General features: G+C 29.5%; 19 protein-coding genes. 8 read left to right on the top strand and 11 right to left on the bottom strand.

The features are described from left to right. Nucleotides 1–127: 127 nt before the first annotated feature. The 3 genes from R3X25_RS03490 to R3X25_RS03480 are packed head-to-tail and all read right to left on the bottom strand — an operon-like array spanning nt 128 to nt 3,715. Nucleotides 128–1,945: a lysophospholipid acyltransferase family protein gene (locus R3X25_RS03490; protein WP_317671895.1), complete on the bottom strand. Its 1,818-nt coding sequence runs from the start codon at nt 1,943–1,945 to the stop codon at nt 128–130. 42 nt (nt 1,946–1,987) lie between these two features. Then, on the bottom strand, nt 1,988–3,235 hold the full coding sequence (locus R3X25_RS03485; protein WP_317671893.1) for an aspartate kinase: 1,248 nt from the start codon (nt 3,233–3,235) through the stop codon (nt 1,988–1,990). Between the two features lie 3 nt (nt 3,236–3,238). Further along, on the bottom strand, nt 3,239–3,715 hold the full coding sequence (locus tag R3X25_RS03480; RefSeq protein WP_317671891.1) for a GNAT family N-acetyltransferase: 477 nt from the start codon (nt 3,713–3,715) through the stop codon (nt 3,239–3,241). A gap of 123 nt (nt 3,716–3,838) precedes the next feature. Between R3X25_RS03480 and fbp the strand changes: the two genes are divergently transcribed. Beyond that, nucleotides 3,839–4,879: a class 1 fructose-bisphosphatase gene (gene fbp / locus R3X25_RS03475; RefSeq protein WP_317671889.1), complete on the top strand. Its 1,041-nt coding sequence runs from the start codon at nt 3,839–3,841 to the stop codon at nt 4,877–4,879. Here the strand turns inward: fbp and mgtE are convergent. The 4 genes from mgtE to R3X25_RS03455 all read right to left on the bottom strand — a co-directional run bounded on the left by mgtE (nt 4,868) and on the right by R3X25_RS03455 (nt 9,192). Further along, nucleotides 4,868–6,217, bottom strand: coding sequence for a magnesium transporter (gene mgtE / locus R3X25_RS03470; protein ID WP_317671887.1), 1,350 nt, complete (start codon nt 6,215–6,217; stop codon nt 4,868–4,870). The genes fbp and mgtE overlap by 12 nt on opposite strands. Beyond that, complete coding sequence (rsmA, locus tag R3X25_RS03465; protein ID WP_317671885.1) at nt 6,207–6,983, bottom strand: 16S rRNA (adenine(1518)-N(6)/adenine(1519)-N(6))-dimethyltransferase RsmA; 777 nt, start codon at nt 6,981–6,983, stop codon at nt 6,207–6,209. The genes mgtE and rsmA overlap by 11 nt, the downstream gene beginning before the upstream one ends. A gap of 17 nt (nt 6,984–7,000) precedes the next feature. After that, nucleotides 7,001–7,333, bottom strand: coding sequence for a DUF4286 family protein (locus tag R3X25_RS03460; RefSeq protein WP_317671883.1), 333 nt, complete (start codon nt 7,331–7,333; stop codon nt 7,001–7,003). Nucleotides 7,334–7,404: 71 nt separating this feature from the next. Then, on the bottom strand, nt 7,405–9,192 hold the full coding sequence (locus tag R3X25_RS03455) for a tetratricopeptide repeat protein (RefSeq protein ID WP_317671882.1): 1,788 nt from the start codon (nt 9,190–9,192) through the stop codon (nt 7,405–7,407). A gap of 138 nt (nt 9,193–9,330) precedes the next feature. On the opposite strand from R3X25_RS03455, the gene R3X25_RS03450 reads away from it, so the two are divergent. Further along, the gene (locus tag R3X25_RS03450) at nt 9,331–9,480 is read left to right on the top strand and encodes a hypothetical protein (protein WP_317671880.1); all 150 of its coding nucleotides are present in this window, start codon (nt 9,331–9,333) and stop codon (nt 9,478–9,480) included. Here the strand turns inward: R3X25_RS03450 and serS are convergent. The 3 genes from serS to R3X25_RS03435 are packed head-to-tail and all read right to left on the bottom strand — an operon-like array spanning nt 9,473 to nt 12,309. Then, a complete protein-coding gene (serS, locus tag R3X25_RS03445; RefSeq protein WP_317671878.1) occupies nt 9,473–10,747 on the bottom strand; it encodes a serine--tRNA ligase in 1,275 nt (424 codons plus the stop codon). The genes R3X25_RS03450 and serS overlap by 8 nt on opposite strands. 56 nt (nt 10,748–10,803) lie before the next feature. Continuing rightward, on the bottom strand, nt 10,804–11,352 hold the full coding sequence (locus R3X25_RS03440) for a hypothetical protein (protein ID WP_317671876.1): 549 nt from the start codon (nt 11,350–11,352) through the stop codon (nt 10,804–10,806). Between the two features lie 18 nt (nt 11,353–11,370). Then, nucleotides 11,371–12,309, bottom strand: coding sequence for a bifunctional riboflavin kinase/FAD synthetase (locus R3X25_RS03435; protein WP_317671874.1), 939 nt, complete (start codon nt 12,307–12,309; stop codon nt 11,371–11,373). A 156-nt stretch (nt 12,310–12,465) separates the two neighbouring features. On the opposite strand from R3X25_RS03435, the gene R3X25_RS03430 reads away from it, so the two are divergent. The 4 genes from R3X25_RS03430 (at nt 12,466) to R3X25_RS03415 (ending at nt 21,435) form a co-directional block, all read left to right on the top strand. After that, the gene (locus tag R3X25_RS03430; RefSeq protein WP_317671872.1) at nt 12,466–16,197 is read left to right on the top strand and encodes a reprolysin-like metallopeptidase; all 3,732 of its coding nucleotides are present in this window, start codon (nt 12,466–12,468) and stop codon (nt 16,195–16,197) included. A gap of 204 nt (nt 16,198–16,401) precedes the next feature. Further along, nucleotides 16,402–19,350 carry a TonB-dependent receptor domain-containing protein gene (locus tag R3X25_RS03425; RefSeq protein WP_317671870.1) on the top strand — a complete coding sequence of 983 codons (2,949 nt, stop codon included), beginning with the start codon at nt 16,402–16,404 and terminating at the stop codon, nt 19,348–19,350. A 284-nt stretch (nt 19,351–19,634) separates the two neighbouring features. After that, nucleotides 19,635–21,146 carry a F0F1 ATP synthase subunit beta gene (atpD, locus tag R3X25_RS03420; RefSeq protein WP_317671868.1) on the top strand — a complete coding sequence of 504 codons (1,512 nt, stop codon included), beginning with the start codon at nt 19,635–19,637 and terminating at the stop codon, nt 21,144–21,146. A gap of 10 nt (nt 21,147–21,156) precedes the next feature. Further along, nucleotides 21,157–21,435, top strand: coding sequence for a F0F1 ATP synthase subunit epsilon (locus tag R3X25_RS03415; protein ID WP_317671866.1), 279 nt, complete (start codon nt 21,157–21,159; stop codon nt 21,433–21,435). A 222-nt stretch (nt 21,436–21,657) separates the two neighbouring features. Here R3X25_RS03415 and rseP read toward each other — a convergent pair whose 3' ends face one another. Then, nucleotides 21,658–22,980 carry an RIP metalloprotease RseP gene (rseP, locus tag R3X25_RS03410; RefSeq protein ID WP_317671864.1) on the bottom strand — a complete coding sequence of 441 codons (1,323 nt, stop codon included), beginning with the start codon at nt 22,978–22,980 and terminating at the stop codon, nt 21,658–21,660. 158 nt (nt 22,981–23,138) lie between these two features. Between rseP and R3X25_RS03405 the strand changes: the two genes are divergently transcribed. Both R3X25_RS03405 and R3X25_RS03400 read left to right on the top strand, forming a co-directional pair. Beyond that, nucleotides 23,139–23,810, top strand: coding sequence for an SCO family protein (locus R3X25_RS03405; RefSeq protein ID WP_317671862.1), 672 nt, complete (start codon nt 23,139–23,141; stop codon nt 23,808–23,810). Between the two features lie 79 nt (nt 23,811–23,889). After that, entirely contained in the window at nt 23,890–24,114 is a 225-nt protein-coding gene (locus R3X25_RS03400; protein WP_317671860.1) for a FeoA family protein, read from the top strand. The last annotated feature ends 3 nt before the right edge of the window (nt 24,115–24,117 follow it).

The following is a 24,117-nucleotide window of genomic DNA, read 5'->3' as shown; positions in this document are numbered from 1 at the left end:
TTCAGAATCTCATTATGCTGATTATTAATTAGTGTATGAGAACCTAAAATCGAAGTTTCTCCAATTTCTTATGATACTATAAGAAATAGATGAGTAAACAAAGTTCAGGTAGACAAAAATTCACTTTTTAGACAGCCTTTTCTTCTTTTTTATCATTTTCTAATTTGCTCTCCAATTCAGCCTGATATTCTTCCATAACAGGTTTTACGGTGCTATCTGGTATATCGGCAATTCTTATATACATTAAACCGTCTACAGAATTATTAAATTTAGGATCTACATTAAAAGCAACCAATCGAGCGTTTTGTTTTACGTATTTTTTTATTAATACAGGCATTCTTAAAGCGCCAGGTTCCAACTCGTCAATAACCTTATCAAACTTATTTAAATCTGCTTTAGTAGCGTCAAAAACAAAATCTTTGTCGGCATCTTTCAGTTTAACTTTATATTCTTTTTTAGGGTTAATATATTGAGCAATATATGGATCGTAATAATGAGATTTCATAAACTCAATCATTAAACTTTTTGAGAAGTTTGAAAATTGATTGCTTATACTAACACCTCCAATTAAATATTTGTATTCAGGATAACGTAGCGTAACATGCACAATTCCTTTCCATAAAAGGAATAATGGCATAGGTTTTTGTTGGTACTCTTTAATTATAAAAGCTCTTCCCATTTCAATAGAATTTTCCATCATTGAGAATAACTCGGGCTCAAATCTAAACAGTGTATGAACATAAAAACCTTCTATTCCATGTTTTTTGTATATATTTTTTCCAAGTCCCATTCTATATGCGCCAACTACTAAATTAGTTTCGTTATCCCATAAAAATAGATGATGGTAATAACTATCAAAAGTGTCTAAATCTATAGAAAGGTTTGTTCCTTCACCAACTTCTCTAAATGTAATTTCGCGAAGCCTTCCAATTTCAAACATTATATTTGGAATTTTTTTACTAGGCGCAAAAAATACTTCGTAATTTTTACTTACCAATAACCTACCATCATTGTTGCGTAAATCATCAACTTCTTGAATCATTTTATCAACATTACGTTGTGTTACAATTTCTTTAGGAGATTTATTTATTTTTAATGAATTTGAAGTTAGTGGTTTAGATGCCTTTTCAAAAGGATTTGCTAACATGTATGTTTTTTTTCTAATAAAATCAGAAAAATCTTGTGTGTTTTTGTACTCCAATTGATCTTTTACAGAAATAGGTTTACCTATTCTTACTTTTATTACACGATCACTTTGTGATAATAATTCAGAAGGTAATTTTGCGGTTCTAAACGTATCGTGTATGCGAGATAAAAAGTAAAATAACCTACTGTTTTTAGCATGAAAGTAAATTGGAATTACTGGAACTTTGGCTTTTTGTATTAATTTAATAGCACCATCTTCCCAAGGTCTATCAATTATTAATTTTTCATCTTTATAAGTTGAAACTTCACCAGCTGGAAAAACACCTAACGGATTTCCTTCGCGTAAATGTAGCAATGCAGTTTTTAAACCAGTTAAACTCGACTTAACATCTTTCCTGTCTTCAAAAGGATTTACAGGCATTATGTAAGGTTTCATGGGTTTAATTCTATGCAGTAGAAAGTTGGCTATAATTTTATAATCAGGTCGTTTTTCAATTAATAATTTTAAAAGTAAAATACCATCAACACCTCCAAGCGGATGATTAGAAACGGTAATAAAAGCACCGTCTTTTGGAATACGTTTTAAATCCTCTTCAGGAATATCAAAAGTCACTCCAAAATCCTCTAAAATAGCATTTAAGAAATCTAGTTCTTTTAAATGCTTGTTTTTGTTGTAAATTCTATTAATTGACGAAATTCTTAAAAGTTTCATTAAAACCCAACCAATAAAGGTTCCAATAAAACCATATTTATCAAGGTTAATAGCTTTTGCAACTTCTTTAGGTGTTACTAAACTCATTAATTGTTAATTTGGCTAAATACAAAAATACGCTTTTTATTTTTATGAATTTATTACTATTTGAACAGTATTTTGTGTTATTTGTTTTAATAACACATTTCCTTTTTGTTCAATTTGTTCAATTGCATTTTTTGTAGCGTGCCTAACGGTATATAATATGGTGCTATTCCAGTAGTTAACGGTGTATTTTTGTTTAATTTCTTTTAGAAAATCTGGAAAAGTGTTAAACGTATCTTCAATACAAACAGAAAAGCTTAATGCTGAATTTTGAATTAAATTTACTTTTAGTTGATGGTTGTGAAGTATTTTAAAAACATCACTTAAATTATGTTCTACCATAAACGAAAAATCTAATGCTGAAACAGAAACTAAAATTTGATTTTGTTTTAATATAAAACATGGAACTTCGGGAACTAAAGTTTTTCCTTTTCCAACTACTGTTCCTTTTTTAGTAACATTGGTAAAAGAACGAACGTACAAAGGAATTTCTTTATTTTCTAGAGGTTTTAATGTTTTTGGATGAATAACCGAAGCGCCATAAAAAGCCATTTCAATTGCTTCAGAATAGGAAATTTGTTCTAATAATTGTGTGTTTTTAAAATAACGAGGATCGGCATTTAAAACACCGTCAACATCTTTCCAAATACTTAAACTAGTTGCATTTAAACAAAAGGCAAAAATTGCTGCAGAATAATCGGAACCTTCTCTACCTAATGTTGTGGTTTCTTTTTTTGAATTGCTACCTAAAAAACCTTGTGTAATATATAGTTTACGGTTGTCTAATTTTGAAATACAGTTTAAAGTTTCTTCCCAATTTATAGTTGCATTTCTATAAGTTGAGTCTGTTTTAATATAATCTCTAACGTCAATCCAACAATTGGTTATTCCAATTTTATTTAAGTAAAAACTAACAATAGTTGTTGAAATTAATTCTCCAAAACCAACTATTTGATCGTAAATAAAACTATAATTTTTAGATTTGTTTGAAATTAAAAAACCACTCATTTGCCCAAAAAGTTTTTCAATTTCAAAAGTAATTTCTTTAGAATTTTCGAATAACTGATTTATAATTTCAAAATGATAATTTCTAACAAACTTAATAGCATCTTTAACTTCAGGTTTGCCTTTAACATAGAGATTTATAATATTTTCAAAAGCGTTTGTCATTTTTCCCATAGCCGAAATAACAATCAATGTATTCTCAATACCTTCATGTTTTAAAACATTGGCTACATTTTTAATACTTTCAGCATCTTTAACAGATGCTCCACCAAACTTAAAAATTCTCATTTATTATAAGTCTAAATATTTTTGCATTGCTGCGCGATCAATTTGTGCCGTATCCCAATCTCTAAGTACTTGCGCACCTGTACTTTCATAAAAATTAACAGCAGGAGTATTCCAATCTAAAACAGCCCATTCTATTCGTTCAACACCAATATTGTAACCGTATTCTATAACTTTTTTATACAATTCACTTCCAATTTTTAATCCTCTTTTACTTTTAGTAACAATTAAATCTTCTAAATGAATGGTTGGTCCTTTCCAGGTTGAATATCTTGGGTAAAATAATGCCATTCCAACAATTTTATTATTTATTTCAGCAACAAAACAATTAAATAATGGTTGTTTACCAAAACCTGCTTTTTCTAAATCATTAACGGTAACTATTACCGCATTTTCTTCTTTTTCAAAAATAGCTAATTCTTTAATTAGTTTTAAAACAGAAGGCATATCTGTTATTTCAGCTTTTCTAATTGTAAAATTCATACACTTATAATAATATATAGTTGGCTAATGTAAAAAATCTAATGATATGAGTATGTGAAAAATAGGCTGTTTTTACAAAAAAAAAATACGATATTTGTATACATACTTAAACTACAATTAAAAATGGAAGAGATTAATTTAACAACACTTGGAGAATTTATTATAGAAAATCAAAAACATTACAAATCAACCTCGGGTGAGTTTTCTAGGTTGTTAAGTTCTATAAAACTTGCGGCTAAAATTGTGAATCACAGTGTAAGTAAGGCTGGTTTGGTAGATATTTTAGGTGCTGCTGGTGATACTAATATTCAAGGTGAAGATCAACAAAAATTAGATGTTTACGCGAATGATGTATTTATGAAAACGCTTGTAAACAGAGAAATTGCTTGCGGAATTGCAAGTGAAGAAGAAGATGAGTTTGTTGTAATTAAAGGTAAACAGGGAACTAACGAGAATAAGTATGTAATGTTGATTGATCCATTAGATGGTTCATCAAATATAGATGTAAATGTTTCTGTTGGAACTATTTTTTCAATTTATAAAAGAGTTACAAAAATTGGTACGCCTGTTCAAATTGAAGATTTTTTACAATGTGGAAGCCAACAAGTAGCTGCAGGTTATGTAGTTTATGGTACATCAACAATGTTAGTTTATACTTCTGGACATGGTGTAAATGGTTTTACATTAAACCCTGCAATTGGTTCTTTTCACTTATCGCATCCTAATATGATGTTTCCAAAAGACGGTAAAATTTATTCTATAAATGAAGGAAATTATGTGCATTTTCCACAAGGTGTAAAAGATTATTTAAAATATTGCCAAGAAGAAAAGGATAACAGACCATACACTTCACGTTATATAGGATCTTTAGTATCAGATTTTCATAGAAATATGATTAAAGGTGGTATTTATTTATACCCAACAAGTTCTATTGGTCCAAAAGGAAAATTAAGATTGTTGTATGAATGTAATCCAATGGCGTTTTTAGCTGAACAAGCAGGTGGTAAAGCAAGTGATGGCTATAAAAGAATTATGGATATAAAACCAACAGAATTACACCAACGTGTTCCATTTTTCTGTGGAAGTGTAAATATGGTTGAAAAGGCTGAAGAGTTTATGGCTAAACACCCTGAAGATGCTAATTATGCAAGTTTAGATTCCTAAAATCATTTTAGCAATCCAGAAATAAATTAAAATTCCAAAAATATCATTTGAGGTTGTAATAAATGGTCCTGTAGCAATTGCAGGATCTACACCTCTTTTGTTTAAAAATAAAGGAATAAAAGTACCTATTATACCTGCAACAACAATAACAACAATAAGTGAAACAGATATGGCTAAAGCTTTCATCATTTCGCCTTTATAAATCCAAACAAACGCAAATAGGAATAGTGCTAAAAACAAACCATTAAGTAAAGCTAAAAGCATTTCTTTTAAAAGCCGTTTGTTAATACTTCCTTTTATATCATCATTGGCTAAACCTTGAACAATAATAGCGCTAGATTGTACACCAACGTTACCTGCCATTGCGGCAATTAGTGGTGTAAAGAAAAATAATACGGCATATTTATTAAAAGCTTCTTGAAAACCTTCCATAATTAAAAAAGCACCAACACCACCAAGTAAACCTAAAAATAACCAAGGTAAACGTGCTCTTGTAAGTTCCCAAATAGTATCATCTGCCTCTACATCTTCAACTAAACCGGCAGCCATTTGGTAATCTTTTTCGGCTTCTTCTTTAATTACATCAACAATATCATCAATGGTAATTCTACCAACTAAACGTCCTAATTCATCAACTACTGGAATAGCTTCTAAATCGTATTTTTGCATTATTCTAGCAACTTCTTCTGCTTCTTCATGTACTGTTACAGAATCAACTTTTTTTATTAAAACATCTTTAATAGCTGTTTTAGTTGAAGTGGTTAGTAAATCTTTTAATGATAAGCGACCTTTTAATTTATCATTATCATCAACAACATAAATAGAATGTACTCTAGTTACTTCTTCTGCTTGTGCTCGCATTTCTTTAACACATGTTAGTACATTCCAATTTTCATTTACTTTTACTAACTCTTTTGCCATTAATCCACCAGCGGTATCTTCGTCGTAACGTAAAAGTTCTACAATTTCTTTGGCGTGTTCTACATCTTCAATATGCGAAATTACTTCTTCTTTTTGCTCTTCAGAAAGTTCAGAAATAATATCGGCGGCATCATCGGTGTCTAATTCGCCAAGTTCTTCGGCAATTTCTTTAGAAGAAAGCTCTTTTAGAATTTTTTCACGATCATCTTCATCTAATTCAGCAATAACTTCTGAAGTTACATCACTATCTAAAAGTCGAATTAAGTAAACACTTTCCTCAAGATATAGTTCCTCTAAAATTTCAGCAATATCCGCATAATGGATTTCTTCTAATAGCAATAATAACGATTTGTTATTTTTATCTGCAATTAAAAGCTGAACATCTTCTATAAACTGTTTTGTTATTTCAACTGACATCTTTCTCTATTTTAGAAGTGAGGCTTATAAATTCTTGAACCGATAATTGTTCTGGACGTTTTCCAAAGATACTATCTTCTCGTAAACTATCCGAAAGATTCAATGTTTTTAAACTGTTACGAAGTGTTTTTCTGCGTTGTTGAAATGCCGTTTTTACAACTCGGTAAAACATTTTTTCGCTTACTGGAATTGAATAATTTTCTTTTCTAATTAAACGTAAAACACCAGAATCTACTTTTGGAGGCGGATTAAATACTGAAGGTGGAACCGTAAATAAATATTCAGCAGTGTAAAAAGCTTGTGTTAAAACCGATAGAATTCCGTATGCTTTTGTGCCAGGTTTTTCACAAATACGTTGGGCAACTTCTTTTTGAAACATTCCTGTAAATTCAGCAATTTGTTCTTTGTTTTCAAGAGTTTTAAAAACTATTTGTGTTGAAATATTATAAGGGAAATTTCCAGTAATAGCTAATTGTTCATCACCAAAAAAATCAGATATATTAATTTTTAAAAAGTCTTTTGAAATTATTCTATTTGCTAGATTTAAGTAATGAGATTGTAAATATTCAACCGATTCTGTATCTATTTCTATTACATGTGTTGTAAATGGTTTTTGGAGCAAATACTTTGTTAAAACACCCATTCCTGGTCCAATTTCCAAAACATTTTTATACCCTTTTTCGGTTAAAGTATCTGCAATTTTTTTTGCAATATTTTCATCTTTTAAAAAATGTTGACCTAGGTGTTTTTTTGCTCTTACACTCATAAAAAGCTTTTTTATTTTTAGTTTTTTAGACTCATGCTAAATTGTTCAGCAATTACTTGTAATTCTGTTGAAAATGATAGTACTTTTTCACCAAAAAGTTGTTTTATTTCTTTTTGAATATTTGCATCGAATTTAGTGTAATAAATATCAAGCGTTTCTACACTATCGGTTGTGTATTGCACCGCATAAGTAGTTCCTCCCATTTCTTCTTGAACCATAACCTGGCTTATTTTTGCAGAAGTAAACAATTCTGTTGAAAGCATAGCAGGAATGTGTTTTGATTTCATCCATTGCAGCCATTCATCGTGTATACTTTGGTCTATATTACTTGTTACGTTGTATATGTACATTTTTATTGAAAGATTAAATTATTGTAAAATTTAAAGCTTATAGTTGATTTTAATTGTCAAAAGTAGCCAAACTAATTTACAAAGTCGCCTCGTAGTTTCCTGAATTTTTTTCGAGCTTCTACTAAATATATGCTCGAAGGGTATTCGAAAATTATTTTTTGATAATACTCTTTAGCTTTTTCCAGATTATTATATTGGTTTTTATAGAGTTCTGCTAATTTATATATGGCATCATCAACTAAAATATCTTCGGGGTTTAGTGCTATAATTTTTAGGTAATTTGTTTCAGCTTTATCAAATTCTTTTTCAAGTTGAAATAATTCAGCCTGTTTGAATAATGCTTCATCAATAATTGGATGTTCTTTTAAACTTTTTATAGATAAAAGTGCTGTTAAAGTATCAATAGCAGCAGTATTTTTATGCTGGAACGAAAGCAAATCTGCTTTAGCATACGTTTTTAATGCAATTTTTAAACTATCCATTACTTGGTTATCTGTAATTAGTAGGTTTAAATCTAAAGCATCGTTTGCTATAAGTTGTGAGGTAGAGTTTTTAAGTATTTTTAGTTGGGATTGTGCCCATTCAAAATCTCCTTTATAATATGAAGTTTTTGCTATTTTAAAACGTGCTAATTGCCCAATTACATGATTTTTTAGATTGTTTTGAACTTGTGTATAATAAATTAATGCGCTGTTAAATTTATTATCAAAAACTAATATATCTGCTATTTTAGTTTTAGCTTTTCCTTTTTCAAAATCGCTTAATGGAAGCTTTAAACAGTTTTTTAACGTGTTAATGGCATTGTTAATTTCATTTTTTTTAAACGCTAAAAAATCTGCATACGCTAGTTGAATTCCAAAAGTTTCAAAACCATTTCCGTATTGTTTAAATAATTCTAAAAATTGATTTTGAATGGTTTCAATAGAAGCTTCTTGATCCATATCTATTTGTAGTAGATATAATTTTCCAGCTAATTTATCAGAATTATCAGTTGCATTTTCAATTACATATTCAAATGCATTTTTTGCTGTTTCATAATCGTTGTTTTCAAAAGCAACTCCACCAACTTCAATTATTGTAGTTAGCGTTTCTAAAGTTCTTTTATAAATTGCTTTTTCTTGTATTAACGCTTTATTGTAATCTTTTTGTTGCATATATAACCAGCTTAACATCTCATTACAGTTAGTGTCTGGGTTATTTTGCATGCGTTTAAAAAGTAATTTTTTTAACGAAATATTGTACTTGTTTTCACTATCATCTGTAATAAATTTTCCAATATATGTTTTGGAAGAGGGTAAATAACTATCGTTTAATGAAATCATGTTTAAATACGTGTCAAACATTTTTTCTATTTCCCCTTTTTCGCCATAAATAAAAGCTAATTGAAAATAATAATTAACTGTTGGATTCACTTCCATTGCTTTTTTATAAGCTTTTATTGCATAATCTAATAAGTGATTATCTTGAAATGATTTTCCTATTAAATAGCCTAAAGCAGCATTTTTAGGTTTATTTATGTAGCTTAAAGCTTTTTGATAATAGTTTTTAGCTTGAATAGTATCTTGTTGTAATTGAAAATTATAACCTAGTTCTGCGTATAAATATTCTTTTTTTTGGTAATTATTTAATTGATTTTCAATAATGGTTTCTACATTGCTGTATTTTTCTAATTGCTGGTAACAATCAATTAAATAGTTAACATAATTAGAGTTGTAAGGGTGTTTTTCATATAAGGTTTTATAAATAGCTGATGCTTTTTCATATTCACCATTTCTAAAGTATTGATAGGCTAATTGCTGTTCTTGTGCAAAAGTTTGCAAAGAGCATAAGGCAATTAAAATAATCAAAAAAACACGCATATTTAGTGAGTTTATGTTGGTAAATATAACCAATCAAGTGTTAAAATATTTATAAAACCAATAGTTTTTGGAATAACATCTGTAACATTTTGGCACGGAAATTGTCTTAACAGTATAAAACAATCAAATTTTTTTAAAATGAAAGAACTAATCAGAAAATACGAGACAGCTAAACAAAAAGCAACAAACTTTATGAAAGCAGGAAAATTACACAAGTATTTTGAAGCTTTAGTAGAAATGAACAACTACAAAAACCAATTAAAATTAGTTGCAACACAATCTAATTAATAATATTAAAACCGCAATAAGGTATTAATACATCAGGAATTTTGATGCCTTCAGGTGTTTGACAGTTTTCTAATAAACCTGCTAAAACACGTGGTAATGCTAAAGAGCTTCCATTTAGTGTATGAGCTAATTCACTTTTTCCTTCAGCATTTTTAAAACGTAGTTTTAATCTATTTGCTTGAAAATTTTCAAAGTTAGAAACTGAACTTATTTCTAACCAACGATCTTGAGCTGTAGAAAACATTTCAAAATCATAAGTTAAAGCAGAAGTAAATCCAATATCACCACCACATAAACGTAAAATACGATAAGGCATTTTTAATTCTTGTAAAATTCCTTTAACGTGTTCTACCATTCCATCAAGTGCTTCGTAAGATTTTGTAGGGTGTTCAATACGCACAATTTCTACTTTATCAAACTGATGCAATCTATTTAAACCTCTAACATGCGCTCCGTAAGAACCAGCTTCACGTCTAAAACAAGGAGTATAAGCTGTATTGCAAATTGGAAATTCACTTTCTTTTACAATAACATCTCTATAAATATTAGTTACTGGAACTTCACCAGTTGGTATTAAATATAAATCATCTTGCGCATCGTGATACATTTGACCTTCTTTATCTGGTAATTGTCCAGTTGCAATTCCTGAAGCTTCGTTTACTAAATGTGGAACTTGAACTTCATTATAACCAGCTTCAGTGTTTTTATCTAAAAAGTAATTGATTAAAGCGCGTTGTAATTTTGCTCCTTTACCTTTATAAACTGGAAATCCTGCACCTGTGATTTTGTTTCCTAATTCAAAATCAATAATGTCGTATTTTTTAGCTAATTCCCAATGCGGTAATGCACCTTCGTGTAACGTTGGTACGGTTCCTTCTTCAAAAATAGTTACATTATCTTCTTCAGAATTTCCTCCAGGAACAATTTTGTTTGGAATGTTAGGAATTAAGTATAATAATTCTTGTAGTTCGTTTGCTTTATCTTGTAGTTTTTCACCTAAAACTTTTGAAGTTTCTTTTAATTCAACCGTTTTTTGTTTTAAAACTTCAGCTTCTTCACGTTTACCAGTTTTAAATAATTGCCCAATATCCTTTGATAATTTATTAGATTCTGCTAAAACACTATCCAATTCTGTTTGAATTGATCTTCTTTCTTCATCAGCAGCAATAGTTTTGCTCACTAATTCTTCTGCATTTGCTAAATTTCTTTTAGCTAATCCTTCTAAAACAATTTCTTTGTTTTCTCTAATAAACGCTACTTGTAACATTCTAATTTGATTTTGTTAATGCGCAAATTTAACAATATAGAATAAAACTAAAGATTTTATTTTAAGGAAATTGTTTGGTTAATGCTCGAAATAATTTGTGGAACTTGTGTAATAGTGAAATTTATATCGAAATTAAATTTGTTTTCTGAAAGCCGAGCTATTGAAAAAGAGCCTTTTTCAATAGGAAAATAACCTGTTTCACCTTTGCAATAACATAACCTTCCAAAATATAATTTTATTTGTTGAAGGTCCTGATTTATAAGAGTCATATTTTCTATTGAGCTTAATTCTGCATATACTATTTCTGTATACGAACCATCTTTTAGGCTTTTTTCTGTGTTTTTACTAAAAGTATATTTTAATAAAATCTTATTTCCATTATTAATAACTGGATAGCCAATGTTAAATTTATCTTTTTTAAATTCAATAGTTTTGTTTGGAATAATTTCAAGTGTACATGTTGAATTTTCCATACAATCTTCAATATTTTGACTGATAGTTTCCATATCAATTAATTCTTCTTGATTTATGGCTGTTGTTTTTTGTACAGGTTTACAAGACATTATAAGTAGTATTGCAGCAAGATAAATTAGAAGCTTTTTCATTTTTTGAAGATACTAATTTTAAATAACTTTTGAAGTGTCAATAAGTTGTAGAGATTTTATTTTATCGCTTTTTAATTGATGTTTTAATTCGTCAATTGAATTAAATTTTTGTTCTTCACGTAAAAATTTAAGAACTTCAATTTTAATAATCTCTCCATATAAATTTTGGTCAAAATTAAAAAAATGAATTTCAATAGTTTGATTTTTTCCACTAACCGTAGGTCTATATCCAATATTCATCATGCCGTAAACCACCTTATTGTTTATAAATGATTTTACTATGTACGCTCCAGTTTTTGGAATTAGTTTATAGGTTTCTTTAATAAATAAATTAGCTGTAGGAAAGCCTATTTTTTCTCCTAAATTTTTTCCTTCAACAATTTTACCGGTAAGCATAAAATTGTAACCTAAATAACTGTTTGCTTTTTCAATTTCTCCGTTAGAAATTGCTTTTCTAATTTTAGTGGAGCTTACTGCGATATTGTCAATGTCTTTTTGAGAAATTTCTTTTACACTAAAATCGTAGGTATGACCGTAATCTTCTAATTGTTCAAAATTTCCTTCTCTATTTTTTCCGAAATGATGGTCGTAACCAATAAAAAGTTTAGAAACATGTAACGTATTTACTAATATATTTCTAACAAATTTTAATGCTGAAAGTCTGGAGAATTCTTCATTAAATTCATACACAACTACATTATCTAAACCACTTTTTTTAAACAAATTAATTCGTTCATCAATAGTATTAATTAATTTAATGTCAATATCTTTTTGTAATACCATTCTTGGATGCGGAAAAAAAGTAAGTAAAAGAGATTCAGCATTTTTTTTAGCTGCTCCTTTAATTAATTGCTTTAAAACTTTTTGATGCCCAACATGTACACCGTCAAATGTGCCAATGGTTATAAAGGTTTTTGAATTGGAATTATAGTTGGATAAGTTGTTAAATATTTTCAATTGTATTTCTATTAATTAGAATTGTATTGATTGCAAAAATAACTTTTTAAATGAATTTAATTTTAAGAAAGGAAATTATTTAAGTTACAAGTTTAGTAAATCCTTTAAATTGATGTTATATTTGTTTGTTAGGCTTGAATTTTAAAATTTATTATAATGATATCAAGAGAGAAAAATATTTTCGCATCAATAGTGCTTATTTTTACTTTATTTTTTTCATCATATTCTCAACAGAATAATAGTTTGTGGAGCAAACAAAATAATCAAAAAAAAGAGGTAAGTGAAAAATTGTATAGAAAATCAGAACCAAAAAAGTTTGAAAGATTTGATTTGAATTATAATTCGTTTGAAAATGTATTATCAAATGCTTCAGATAAATTAAATTCTGGGAAATCTTCCACTATAATAACATTTCCAAATGAAAAAGGAGAATTAGAAGAGTTTAAAGTTTTTGAAGCTTCTATTATGGAAGAAGCACTTCAAAAAAGATTTAAAACATTAAAATCCTTTAAGGGTGTTAGTTTAAATAATTCTTCTAAAACCATTCGATTTAGTTTAACCAATTTAGGTTTACATGCCATGATTTTTGGAGGTGAATATGGAACAGTTTTTATAGATCCAGAAACTAGGTCAAAAACTGAATACATAATGTATAATCGAAACCAATTACCAGTAATTGAACCTTTTGAGTGTACATTCGATGATATTAATGAAAAGGAACTAAATCAAATTGATGATACTGAACAATTTAAAGCCGAAAATGCTGATGATGGAAATTTACGTACTTACAGATTGGCAATTGCAACTACGGGAGAATATTCTCAATTTCATTTAGATAGACAAGGTGTTAGTGATGCTGCTTCCGATGAAGAAAAAAAAGCAGCTGTGTTATCTGCTATTGTTACTACTATGACAAGAGTAAATGGTATTTATGAACGAGACGTAGCTTTAACAATGGTTTTGGTTGACAATAACACCGAAATTATTTTTTTAAATTCAGACAGTGATGGTTTTACAAATAATAGTGCTAGTGACTTAATAGATGAAAGCCAAACAGTTATTGATGCCAATATTGGTGTTGAAAATTATGATATTGGACATACATTTAGCACCGGTGGAGGAGGATTGGCACAATTAAATTCGCCTTGTACTTCAAGTAAAGCTAAAGGAATTACAGGGTCAACTAGTCCTGTTGGAGATTCATATGATATTGACTATGTTTCACATGAGATGGGACATCAATTTGGTGCAACACATACATTTAATAGTGAATCTGGAAGTTGTAGTGGAAATAGAACAGCTTCAACATCTGTAGAGCCAGGTAGTGGTTCAACTATTATGGCTTATGCAGGGCTTTGTTCTCCTGAAAATGTTCAAAATTTAAGTGATGATTATTTTCACCAAGTAAGTATACAACAGATGTGGTCTAATATTTCAGAAGGTAATAGTAGTTCTTGTGCAGAAATAACATCAATTAACAATGCAGTTCCTGTAATTGAAGATCTTTCAAATTATAATGTTCCTGTTTCAACACCGTTAATTTTAGATGTGACTGCTTCAGATCAAGATGGAGATGTATTAACATATAATTGGGAGCAATTAGATGTTGAGCTTGCAGATATGCCACCTGTTTCAACTTCATCAGTTGGACCTGCTTTTAGATCATTTAATTCTACTATATCTTCAAAAAGATATTTACCTAGTTTAGCAACCGTTATTAGTGGTGATTTATCTAGTGAATGGGAGGTGTTGCCTTCAGTTGGTAGAACAATGAAATTTGGTGTAATAGTTAGAGATAATAATGTAAATGGAGGACAAACAGCTACTGATAATTTAACGCTAACATTTAATGAGGGTTCAGGACCATTTAAAGTTACATCTCAATCAGAGGCTGAAACATGGTCTGCGGGAACAGCTCAAACTATTGTTTGGGATGTGGCAAATACAGATTCAAGCCCTATCAATTGTAATTTTGTAAATATATTATTGTCGTTAGATGGAGGAAACACATATCCTAATATTTTAGCTTCAAATGTTACTAATAATGGTCAGTACACATTAAACGTGCCTAATGTAGTTACTACACAGGGAAAAATAAAAGTGGAAAGTGTAGGGAATATTTTTTACGCACTAAATAGTGGTTTAATTTCAATAGAACCGTCTGAATTTATACTAAATTTCGATAATAATATTCAAGTAGTTTGTGAACCATCCAATGCAACTTATACCTTTACATACAATACTTATAATGCTTTTTCTGAAGAGGTAACTTTTTCAGCTTCTAGTTTACCAACTGGAGCGGCTGTTTCATTTAACCCTGTTTCTGCTTCAGAAGATGGAACTTCAGTAGAAATGATTATTTCAAACTTAACATCAACCAATATAGGAACAACAGATATTTTAGTAAATGGAACTTCAAGTGCAACGTCAGTTTCAAAAACTAGTGTTGCAATATTAGACGTTTATTCAGATACAATTGAACCTCCAATATTGTTGAGCCCTAGTAATGAAGAGTCAAATTTATTATTACCAATTTTATTGGAATGGGAAAATAACGATAATGCTATTTCTTATAATTTAGAAGTTGCTGAAGACGATTCCTTTACAACAACTGTTATTAATGAAGGTTTAATTAGTAATAATTTTCAAGTTGATAATTTAAATAATGGCACAACATATTATTGGAGAGTTAAAACAATTAATAATTGTGGAGAAAGTGATTATTCTGAAATTTTTAGTTTTACAACAGAATTTATAGATTGTGTAACCGAAGCTTCAACAGATATTCCTAAAAACATTCCTGATAATTCATCAATAGGTGTTTCATCATCAATACAAGTAACCAATAATTTAAATATTACAGATGTTAATGTTACTCTAAATATAACACATCCATGGGTTGGAGACTTAACTTTATCTTTAACAAGTCCAAAAGGTACCACAGTAGAATTAGTACAAAATATAGGTGATGAAGGAGATAATTTTGAAAACACAGTTTTTGATGATGATGCAGATGAAAGCATAGTAACCGGTATTGCTCCATATACAGGCTCTTATAAACCTCAAAATAGCTTATCTATTTTTAATAATGAAGATGCTATAGGTGAATGGAAGCTAAAAGCAGTTGATGGTGGATTAAGCGATATAGGGAGTTTAAATAGTTGGAGTTTAAATATTTGTGGTGTTTCTTATGGCGGAGATTATATATTTAAAGTTGAAACTATTGGTGAAACATGTCCAAATGAAAACAATGGAATAATTAATATTAGTACTACTGATAATTCAAATTTTGTAGCAACATTAGATGGTACAACAACTTATAATTTCACAAACAATTTAAGTATTTCAGATTTAAGTCCAGATAATTATGAATTGTGTATTACTAAAGATGGAGGAACATTTGAGCAATGTTATAAGTTTTCTATTGCTGAAGGAATTATTGTTTTAGGAAAATCATCAATTTTATCAAACAAAATAGAATTTGATATTGAACAAGGTACAGCGCCATATTATGTTTTTGTAAATGGAGTTGAAAAAATTATAACTAGTAATAAAAAAATTAATGTTGAAGTTTCTCATGGAGATTTAGTTGAATTAAAAACTAGTGTAGATTGTGAAGGAAGTTTATCAAAAAAAGTTAATTTATTAGATGAAATAACTGTGTATCCCAATCCAACAAAAGGAAATTTACAAATTAATTTACCTGTTTTAGAAGGAAAAGTAGAAGTATTTTTATTAAATACTCAAATGAAACTAGTAAAATCGATAAATTCAGAAATATCTAATGGTGTATTAAACCTAAATATTGAACACTTGCCTACAGGAGTTTATTTTGGTAAAGTCTCAATATTTAATGAGATTAAAACAATTAAAATAGTTAAACAATAGAAATATTTTATAAAAAAAATACAAAGCCAGAACATATGTTCTGGCTTTTTTGTGTTTATACATTTTCAGAAGAAAATACAATTAAAATGAACATTGCAAAATATTAATGTATTTATTGAAAATTATACTTTTATTTAACGATAATTTTGACAATTTAAAAAAAATTGTATTTTGCAGCAACTAAACAATCAATTATTAAATAATATGAAAAAACTACTAACTACATTTTTTGTGCTAATTTCGTGTACCATAATGGTGGCTCAAACCTCAATTTCTGGAACAGTGAAAGAAGCAAAAACAGGTCAGCCAATTCCTGGAGCAAATATCAAAGTTGTTGGCAAATCATTAGGAACTACAGCCGATTTTGATGGTCATTTTTCCTTAAAAGTAGCTCAAAACCCTCCATTTATTTTAGAAATTTCATTAATGGGATTTTCAATAAAAGAAGTTGAAATAACAAAAGATAACCAAGTTGTTACTGTTAATTTAGAAGAGTCAGCAACAGCTTTAGATGAAGTGGTAGTTTCTGCTTCTAGAACTCCAGAACGTATTTTAGAATCTCCAGTTACTATTGAAAGAATGGATGCTAGAGAGATTAAAAATACTTCATCAGCATCATTTTATGGTGGATTAGAAAATTTAAAAGGTGTTGATATTAATACAAATAGTTTAACTAATAAAAGTGTAAATACTAGAGGTTTTGCAACTTTTTCTAATACTAGATTTATGCAGTTAGTTGATGGCATGGATAACTCTTCACCTGCACTTAATTTTGCTTTGGGAAACCTTTTAGGATTATCGGAATTAGATGTTAGTACTGTAGAATTGTTACCTGGAGCATCATCAGCATTGTATGGAGCAAATGCATTTAATGGAATACTTTTTATGACAAGTAAAAGCCCTTTTGATTCACCAGGAATTAGTGTATATGCAAAATCAGGAATCACATCACAAGAAGCTGCTGGAGACAACACTTTTTTCGATGGAGGTATTAGAATGGCATATAAATTTAACGATAAGTTTGCTGCAAAAGCATCTATTTCATTTCTAGAAGGTACAGAATGGTATGCTACTGATTATAGAGATTATGATCATGATAATAGTATTACAGGTTCTGCAACTCCAATAAAAGATGAAACAGGACAAACATCATTCGATAGAATGAATATTTATGGAGACGAAGTTAGTTTAGCTGCTGCGGGTTTAGGAAACCTAAATTTATTTGGTCAATATTTAGAAAGTGTAGGAGCAATTCCAGCAGGTGCAAGTGCACTTTTACCACAAGATAACGTTTCACGCACAGGTTATAAAGAATCTGATTTAACCGATCATAAAGCAAGAAGTGTTAAAACAAACATATCATTACACTATAGACCTTTTGCAGATGATTTAGAAATTATTTACAATGCTAAATTTGGACAAGGAAGTACTATTTATCAAGGAACAAATAGGTACAACATTAAAAACTTTTTTATGCAGCAACATAAATTAGAAATTAAAAATGATCGATTTTTTGTAAGAGGTTATTTAACAGATGAAGATGCTGGAGATTCATATGATATGAAACTTGCGGGTGTAAATTTAACAAAGCAAACAGCTGGTCAATGGTTTGGAACATACGCAGGAGCTTATGCTACAGGAGCTAGTGCTATTCTTCAAGGTGGAGGTTCAATGTCTGATGTGCTTGCTGCATCTTCTCAACTGCATGCTGGAGCACGTCAATATGCAGATACTAATGTAACTTTACAGCCTGGAACTCCAGAGTTTAAAGCAGCTTTAGATGGAGTTGTTTCGGATCCAAATATTTTAACAGGTGCTAAATTTAAAGATAACACTAAATTATATCATGTAGATGCAAATTATAATTTTCATGGATTAATTGATGTTGCAGATATTCAAATTGGAGGATCGTGGAGACAATATTCATTAAATTCAGGAGGAACTATATTTACGGATACTGATGGGCCAATTCATTATAATGAATATGGTGCTTATACTCAAATTCAAAAGAAAATGATTGATGAAAGGTTAAAGTTCACAGGGTCATTAAGATATGATAAGGCTAAAAACTTTGACGGTAATTTTTCTCCTAGAATTTCAGTTTCTTATGCATTAGGTAAAGGAAAAACACGAAACTTAAGAGCTTCTTTTCAAACAGGTTTTAGAAACCCTACAACACAAGATTTATATATAGGTTTAGATGCTGGGGTTGGAATATTGGTAGGATCTGCACTAGATAATTTAGATAGATATACTTCATCTCCAATACCAATTAATAGTGCTACAGGTCAATATGTAGTAGGTGGTGCAACAACACAGTTGTCAGGAGCAAGAGCTTATGATAATGCATTCACAGAGTCTTCATTAATTAAATTTGGAGCAGCAGTTCAAGAAGCTGTTTTAGCTGGAGCAACTCCATTGCAAGCCGCTGCTTTAAATGCTAGTTTAATTGAGCAGTCTGAAATAGAATATGTACAACCAGAACGCGTTACTGCTTATGAAGTAGGTTATAGAGCTGGTTTCGGTAAATTCTCTTTAGATGCTAGTGCGTATTATAATAAATATGAAGATTTTATTGGGAATAAAAATGTTGCAGTTCCTTTATACGGTAATGTATCTAGTTTTAGTCCTTCAGATGTGTTAACAGACCAAAACACACAATTATTATTAGAAGCAATTTCAAGTGGAGATTTACAAGGTTTTCAGGTATATACAAATTCTTCCGCTGACATTTCTTCATATGGTGGTAGTATTGGACTTACATCTAAAATATTTGGATCTTACAATGTTGGGTTAAATTATACATTTGCAAAATTTGATTTTGATCAAGAGTCTGATCCAGATTATGAAGCTGGATTTAATACACCGGAACATAAAATTAAAGCTTCCTTTGGTAATCCAAACGTATTTGAAAATTTTGGATTCAATATGAATATTAGATGGAGCGATGAGTATTTATGGCAGTCAACAATTGCAGATGCTATAATTGATGCTAGAACAGTATTTGACGCACAAGTGAATTATTCAGTACCAAGTATGAAATCAACTTTTAAAATTGGTGGAGCAAACATAGGAGGAAAAGAATACTTTAGTGCACCAGGTAATGGAAAAATAGGTTCGCAGTATTATGTGTCATGGACTATAAACCCATAGAGGTATAAATTTACCATATATTAGAAAGAGGTTGTTTAAAAAAGACTGGAAAATTGTTGTTTTGAATTTATTTTTAGAGTCTCATATTGCTGATAATCAATTAGTATGATGGTCTAAACTTATTTTAGATTGATAAGAATTCAACTTTTTAAATAGTCTCTTTCTAGTATAATAAATTAACAAAACAAAACTTTTTAAAATTAAAATCAAAAAACTATCTTTGCGAACTAATACGTGAGTATTGACTAAACTAATTAAATATCTAAAATATAAACAGTTAAATAATGGCAAAAGTAACAGGTAAGGTTGCACAAATTATTGGACCAGTAATTGACGTTGAATTTAAGTCAGAAGCTGAACTACCAAAAATTTATGATTCTTTAGAAATTAAACGAAATGATGGATCAATATTAGTATTAGAGGTTCAGTCTCATATTGGTGAGGATACTGTTAGAACTATCTCAATGGATTCTACTGATGGTTTAAGTAGAGGTACTGAAGTAGTTGCTACTGGTAACGCTATTCAAATGCCAGTTGGTAAAGATATTTATGGACGTTTATTTAATGTTGTAGGAGATGCAATTGATGGAATTGGAAACTTACCAAAACAAGGAGATAATGGGTTACCAATTCACAGACAAGCTCCAAAATTTGAAGATTTATCTACTTCTTCTGAAGTGTTATTTACAGGAATAAAAGTTATTGACTTAATTGAGCCTTATGCAAAAGGTGGTAAAATTGGATTATTTGGTGGAGCCGGTGTTGGTAAAACTGTATTAATTCAAGAGTTAATTAATAACATAGCAAAAGGTCACGGTGGTTTATCTGTATTTGCAGGTGTTGGAGAAAGAACGCGTGAAGGAAATGATCTTTTAAGAGAAATGTTAGAATCTGGAATTATTAAATATGGTGATGATTTTATGCACTCTATGGAAGATGGAGGATGGGATCTAACTAAAGTTGATAAAAATATAATGAGAGAGTCTAAATGTACGTTTGTATTTGGACAAATGAATGAGCCACCAGGAGCACGTGCTCGTGTTGCTTTATCTGGTTTAACTATTGCAGAATATTTCCGTGATGGTGCTGGTGATGGTCAAGGAAAAGACGTACTATTCTTTGTGGATAATATTTTCCGTTTTACTCAAGCTGGTTCAGAGGTATCTGCCTTATTAGGTCGTATGCCATCAGCGGTAGGTTACCAACCAACATTAGCAACTGAAATGGGAGCAATGCAAGAGCGTATTACTTCAACTAAAAACGGTTCTATTACATCAGTACAAGCGGTTTATGTACCTGCAGATGATTTAACAGATCCAGCGCCAGCAACAACATTTGCGCATTTAGATGCAACAACAGTATTGTCTCGTAAAATTGCAGAGTTAGGTATTTACCCAGCGGTAGATCCATTAGATTCAACTTCAAGAATTTTAACAGCTGATATTTTAGGAAAAGAACATTATGAGTGTGCTCAAAATGTAAAAGAGTTATTACAGCGTTATAAAGAATTACAAGATATTATTGCTATTTTAGGTATGGAAGAATTATCTGAAGAAGATAAATTAGTTGTACACAGAGCTCGTAGAGCTCAACGTTTCTTATCTCAACCATTCCACGTAGCTGAACAATTTACAGGAATTCCAGGTGTTTTAGTTGATATTAAAGATACAATTAAAGGATTTAATATGATTATGGATGGTGAATTAGATAAATATCCAGAAGCAGCATTTAACTTACGTGGATCAATTCAAGATGCAATTGATGCTGGAGAAAAAATGTTAGCTGAAGTAGAATAATTAGTATAGTATGATTTTAGAAATTGTAACACCAGAAGCAACTTTATTAAACTCTGAAGTAGAATCAGTAATGGTTCCAGGGATTAATGGTGAATTCCAAATGCTTAACAACCACGCGCCTATTGTTTCTTTACTTGTTGAAGGAACTGTTAGATTTAAAGGTGGAGAAGTTAAAATTGAAGAGGCATTTGAAAGTAAGTTTACCAATACTAAAGAAGAATACGCTTTACCAATTAAAAGTGGTACTATTGAAATGAAAGAAAACAAGATTATTATACTTGCAGATTAAATTTCAAATAAAATATTGTAAAAAGCCTCGATATATATCGAGGCTTTTTTTATGCTTTAAATTTAATGGATAGTATTTTTACAGTACTAACTTTTTAAAACGATTTACAATTTTTAAAATATAAGTTTTGTTACAAAGTATTAATAGCACTAAAATGTTTTCATAAAAAAAGCTTTTACCTAACTATAGACAAAAGCTTTTTTAAGTATAATTATTATTTTCTTAAAACCATTTTGAAATTAGTTTTACAACATCATTTCCATTTGCTAATAGTAATAAAGCTATTAATAAAACAAACCCAGTTATTTGAGCATATTCTAGAAATTTATCGTTTGGCTTTCTTCCCGTTATCATTTCAAATAATGTAAACAATGCATGTCCACCATCTAAAGCGGGAATAGGTAATAAGTTCATAAAACCAAGCATTATGGATAAAAATGCAGTAATGCTCCAAAAAGATTTCCAACTCCATTTAGCAGGAAAAATATTTCCAATAGCAATAAAACCACCAATACTAGTAGCTCCTTTTTTAGTAAATACGTATTTAAATTGTGTTATGTAATCTTTTAAAGTCCAGATTGCTAAAGAGTTTCCTTTTGAAATACTTTCAACAAACGAATATTTTTTAGTTTGTACATCTACAACGTCTTTTAAACTTGGAGCAACACCAATTTTTCTCTCTTTATCAGGTGTAATAGTTAAAGATTTAGTTTCTCCATTTCTATCAATTTCAACAGTTAAATCACCTTCAGAAGTTACAACTTCTTTAGTAAAATCGTGCCAATATGCTACCGCTTTATTATTTACTGAAATAATTTTATCTCCTTTTAACAATCCAGCTTTAAGAGCGGGTTTATCTACTACTACAGTATCAATTATAGGAAGTGCTCTAATTCCAAATGGTTTCATAACACCATTTTTCCACATAATATCTCCTATATCTTCAGGAATAGCAATAGTTTCTGTTATACCATTCTCATGTTGAACTTCCAATGAAGTAATTCCTCTTAAAAATAAATGTTTGTTAACATCAGTTACATCTAATGGTTCTTCATTATTAAATTTTAATATTTTATCTCCATCTTTAAAGCCATACTCTTTAAATGAATCTTCAACAGCAAAACCATATTTTAAATCATTAGGTTTTATAGTTTCAACACCCCAAACAAAGGTGATCATAATATAAATTACAATCCCTAAAATAAAGTTTACAATAACACCACCAAGCATAATTATTAAACGTTGCCAAGCTGGTTTAGATCTAAATTCCCATGGTTGAGCAGGTTGTTTCATTTGTTCAGTATCCATACTTTCATCAATCATTCCAGAGATTTTTACATAACCTCCTAAAGGAATCCAACCAATACCATAAACAGTTTCACCAACTTTCTTTTTTACTAAAGAGAATTTATAATCAAAAAATAAATAAAATTTTTCAACGCGGGTTTTAAATAGTTTAGCAGGAATAAAGTGACCTAATTCGTGCAAAACAATTAAAAAAGATAAGCTTAAAATAAATTGTGCAGCTTTTATTAAAATTTCCATACAGTCTTTTCAAATTTCTAAATCGCACAAATGTACACTTTTTAATATAGTTGTAAAAACTAAAAAGTTGCTACTACTTTTATTTAACAAAGTTTTAAAAAAGAAGTGACTAACGTTGCAGATTTAATTAAATTTGTAACTTAAATTTGAAATAAAAAATGGATTTAAAATTCTTTAAAAAATCAATTCCAACATTAGCTGTTATGGCAGTGTTTTCTGTATTAATGATTTATGCAATTTATACGTTGTTAACACCAGAGAAAAAACTACCTGTTTTTAATCCAGCAGATGTAAATCCAAAATTGGTAGATGAGAGTGTAGTGCATGTTAGAAGAAACCATAAAATTGCAGATTTTGAGTTAATTAATCAAAATGGAGATACTATTACCTATGCCGATTACGAAGGAAAGATTTTTGTAGCTGATTTCTTTTTTACACGTTGTTTAACTATTTGTCCGGTTATGACAAATAACATAGGAAAATTACAAGAAGTATTTTTGAACGATGATGATGTAAAGTTTTTATCACATTCAGTTACACCTGTAATGGATAGCGTACCAATTTTAAAAGCGTACGCAATTAAAAAAGGTGTAATAGATAAAAAATGGAATATTACTACAGGACCTAAACCACACATTTACAATTTAGCACGTAAAAGTTATTTTGCTGTTTTAGATGAAGGAGATGGTGGTTTACAAGATTTTGTACATACTGAAAACTTTGTATTGGTAGATAAAAAACGACAAATTAGAGGTTTTTATGATGGTACTGACAATGAGGAAATTGAACGTTTAATAGAAGATATTAAACTACTTCAGAAGGAAAAGTAGTAAAATGACAATTATCATTGTTTAGAATCATTCTAATTTAGTATATTTGCTCTATTATTATTTATAATCAGTCTTAATAATGTTTGGAACAATTGCAGGATTACAAATAGGTGAAAAAGCTTTTATAGAAAAGCTTTGCTTGGAAAATATACCATTAAAATTATTAGAAATGGGTTGTCTTCCAGGAATTGAAGTTGAACTTATTCAACGTGCTCCAATGCATGATCCATTATATATTAAAGTGAATGGAAGTCATTTAGCTATTAGAAAAGAAACGGCTGAAAAAATAATTGTAAGTAAGTAATTT

It is taken from the genome of Lutibacter sp. TH_r2 (assembly GCF_033101135.1).
Taxonomy (GTDB): Bacteria; Bacteroidota; Bacteroidia; order Flavobacteriales; family Flavobacteriaceae; genus Lutibacter.
This window is presented reverse-complemented; position numbering and strand designations above follow the sequence as displayed.